This is a genomic window from Rhizobium sp. PDO1-076, from assembly GCF_000247475.1.
GTDB lineage: Bacteria > Pseudomonadota > Alphaproteobacteria > Rhizobiales > Rhizobiaceae > Allorhizobium.
This window is the reverse complement of record NZ_AHZC01000183.1, coordinates 1-3,399: the sequence shown is the minus strand read 5'-3', so window position 1 is coordinate 3,399 and position 3,399 is coordinate 1. Positions and strand designations below refer to the sequence as shown.

General features: G+C 59.2%; 2 protein-coding genes. One reads left to right on the top strand and one right to left on the bottom strand.

What is annotated here, in order from left to right; all coding sequences use genetic code 11:
* Positions 1-11: 11 nt before the first annotated feature.
* Positions 12-1,580: an alpha/beta hydrolase gene (locus PDO_RS11610; protein ID WP_009109608.1), complete on the bottom strand. Its 1,569-nt coding sequence runs from the start codon at positions 1,578-1,580 to the stop codon at positions 12-14.
* A gap of 583 nt (positions 1,581-2,163) precedes the next feature.
* Here PDO_RS11610 and PDO_RS11605 point away from each other — a divergent pair.
* The gene (locus PDO_RS11605) at positions 2,164-3,210 is read left to right on the top strand and encodes a helix-turn-helix domain-containing protein (RefSeq protein ID WP_009109606.1); all 1,047 of its coding nucleotides are present in this window, start codon (positions 2,164-2,166) and stop codon (positions 3,208-3,210) included.
* Positions 3,211-3,399 lie beyond the last annotated feature (189 nt).

The following is a 3,399-nucleotide window of genomic DNA, read 5'->3' as shown; positions in this document are numbered from 1 at the left end:
CCACAGGTCTCCTAGATCCCCTTTTCGGCCATGAACTGCGCCACGGTTTCGACACAGACCCTCCAGGCAGGTTCGTGGTCGATGAGGATATGGTTGCGGCTTTCAAGCGGAACGAAGTGCGCGCCCGGAATGCCCGCAGCGACTGCCCGGCCCTGGTCAAGAGGGATACGCTGGTCGTGCATGGAATGCAGCACGATGGTGGGTGCCTTGACCTGTGCCAGTCTGTGACGGACGTCGATGCGGCCAAATGCCTCTTGGAAACGCGCTGCATTGATGGGCGACGTCGTCAGGCGCTGGAATTCGTCGAACCAGGCGAGGTCATTCGCACTTGCCTCGGGCATGAAGGTCTGCGAGAAGATGTGCCGGTACGCCGGATTGTTGGTACCCCAGCCGACCTCGGTCAGCTTCATCACCGCCTCGCGCCGGTCTTGCTCGTCGGGGCTCGCCAGCAGCCGCCAACCGGCCGCGTAGCCGCTGATCAACACGAGGCCCGTCACCCGCTCCGGATGGCGCACGGCATATTCGATCGACACCGCGCACCCCTGTGAGATGCCGAGGAGGGGGAAGCGGTCGAGACCAAGCCTGTCGACTACCGCCTCCAGATCTTCGACGAAGGCCTCGAAGCTCAGGTCCTCGACGTCCCAGTCCGACAGGCCGCAGCCGCGTTCGTCATAGCGGATAAAGGAGCGATAACGGGCGATCGTGGCGAAACTTCTCCCCCAGATCGGGCTCCCCCAATCGAACTCCAGATGGTTGAGCCAATTGGCGGCTTTGAGCATCGGCGGCCCCAACCCAACGGTTGCATAGGCGATCTTGGTGCCGTCGCGCACTTCGCAGAAACCGATCCGCTGCGCTCGGAGGGCGCGGGCCCTGGCGCCGGGTGTTCTCGCGCGCACCCGGTCGTCGGTGCGCGTGGACAGCTGCGTGCCACCGCCGCGGCCACGCGGTACGACGGCACCACGTGGATCAGCTGTGGTCGCGGTCGGCGAGGCACGCTCGTGCGCCTTGACGCCTAAGGGGTCTGCAGCACGCCATAGCCGCGCCCACTTTTCCTTCGAGATTGGAGTCGCCTTGGGATGCATCGCGAGCCGCTGCAAAACTTCGACACGCGCCACCCCGGCGTCTTCGCGCTCGGATGTCAGCCAGAACTGAAATGTTTCGTCGCCCACTCCATCGAGACCATCGAGCAGCAGCATGTCAAGTTGCTGCGCCATTCCCTCCAACTCTTCGACGGCAAAGTGTCCGTCAGACTGTCGCAACTTCTTGTGGATGCTCCGGATGTCGATATCGATGCCGTCCACATCGACATAGACCCGCTCTCGGTCGGCGAAGATGCGTGGTTGGCCAGGAGTATCCACGACCGCGCGCAGCTTGCTCAATGCCCATCGCAATGCCGCCTTGGGATCGTCGGGCATGCCCCAGAACAATTCGCACAGTCGCTCGCGCCGGTGCGGCCGCCCGGTCGCGACAAGGAAGGCCAGAAGCGCCCGAGCCTTCCGCGAAGCGGGGAGCGCAACATCCTCTCCCTGCGACACGATTCGTAGTTCGCCCAGAAGCAAGATTTTGAGATCCTGAGCCATCCTTGTCTCGGTTTGGGAAAAACAACGCCTCGCGCATATATTACCACGGGCTTTACAACGGTGACAACAACGATCGATCGCGACATCTCGGTCGGGAAAAGCATCAGACACGTCGCGAACGAAGCCCTTGGTCAACATCAAGAGGAAATGCGGACGCGGATTTCGAATGCTCCCGCACATCTTCGATGGAGCAGACCATGAACGTTCGAAGAAGCATCGCTCCCGCCGAAGACGCGGTCGATCTCATATCGTGCCTTTCGGGCCGGGGCGTGGGCATATTTGATACTAACCATTTTGCCGGGGAGGACAACATGCCACGCTCATTCCCAATTCTTTGATGCAGAACGCAGTCCTCAATCAAACGCGACTTGAGCGTTCCGGGCGCAGGATGCTCGGTCTCGAGAGAGAGAAACAGTGCCACTAGAGCAATTCTATGCACGCCCAGAGTGCGGCCAGCGAATTTTGCAGTTCTCATGTTGGATCGTGTCGCCGCAGCTGCGTGACTCCTGTGGTCAGTGTTGAATGAAGCACTGCGCTATGGAGGACACAGGTGCGCCTAGTTGCCAGATAAGAGGTAGTCTTCGTGGGTTCCATTGGCAACTCGGCGGCCGCAGCTGCCGATCATATTCGACCAGATTGCGTGACGACACTGGTTCGGCCAGTATCGCAACAGTTTCAGTTCTGGCGCGACCTGATGTCCCCCTTGATGGAGATTGAGCAGAAGAAGGAGGCTGAGGAAGGCCTGCGTTGCAAAGCCCGCGGATATGATCTTGGGACGGTGCTTCTGACGGTGACCAATCTGGACAGCCTAAATTATCGTCGCGACGAGGATTTGATCCGACGCTCAGGAATTGACCATTGGTGCATGAGCATTCTCAAGCAGGGTCAAGATATTGGGCGCAGCGCCAAACGGGTATTGCAAGCACGATCCGGCACAATCAGGGTGAAATCGTTGGCATATCCGTTTGAGGGTTGCCATAGCAGAATAAGCGAAGTGGCGCTCTTTCTCCCCAGGGACAATTTTGCCAGCCTGTCAGACCGTCTGGATGGGGCCGATCACACTTTGATCCTCGGCCCCATGGGCCAAATCCTGAAGGAGTGTCTGCTGGCGTTGGAAGAATGGGGGCCACGGATGACGGTTGCAGACGTGGCAACGCTGACGAGGGTTTTGACGCAACTGATTAATGCGGCGATCAAGCCATCGCCGGACAATGTGGCGGCCGCCAGACAACCGACTGCAGGTCTGCGCTTCAACATGGCACGCAAATATATAGAGGACAATCTGTCTTCGCCGTATTTGGGACCGTCCTCACTGAGCGCCGCGCTCGGCGTATCGCGTCGACTACTGTATTATCTCTTCGAGCCACAAGGTGGTGTCGCAAAATTTATTCTAAAGAGGCGGCTTGCGGCTTGCTGCAAGGCCATTGCCGACCAAGCGGATCATCGACTGATCAGCACCATTGCCTATAGTTATGGCTTCAACGACCCAGCGCTGTTCAGCCGCCAGTTTCATGCGGAGTATGGTTTTCGACCGACTGACGCGCGGGCCGCCAGGCGCTTCGGCCACGCCCCTCATTCGTCTGCACCACACAGCCTTGCGGATTGGTTCTTGCAGGAACGCAAGACGTGAACTGGTCTCGGGCGCAATGCTTCAGATGGGCGGTGTTGGGTCCGTCCCCGCAAAGGTACAGAATGCGACATAGGATTTCGGCACGGCCCTGAACTCGGGTTAACGGGGCTTTCCGGAAGGAGAGGAGTCTGATTTGTTAGCGGTTGCCTAAAACTGCGGCTATTCGGTGCCGAGAAGTTTGATGGGCCT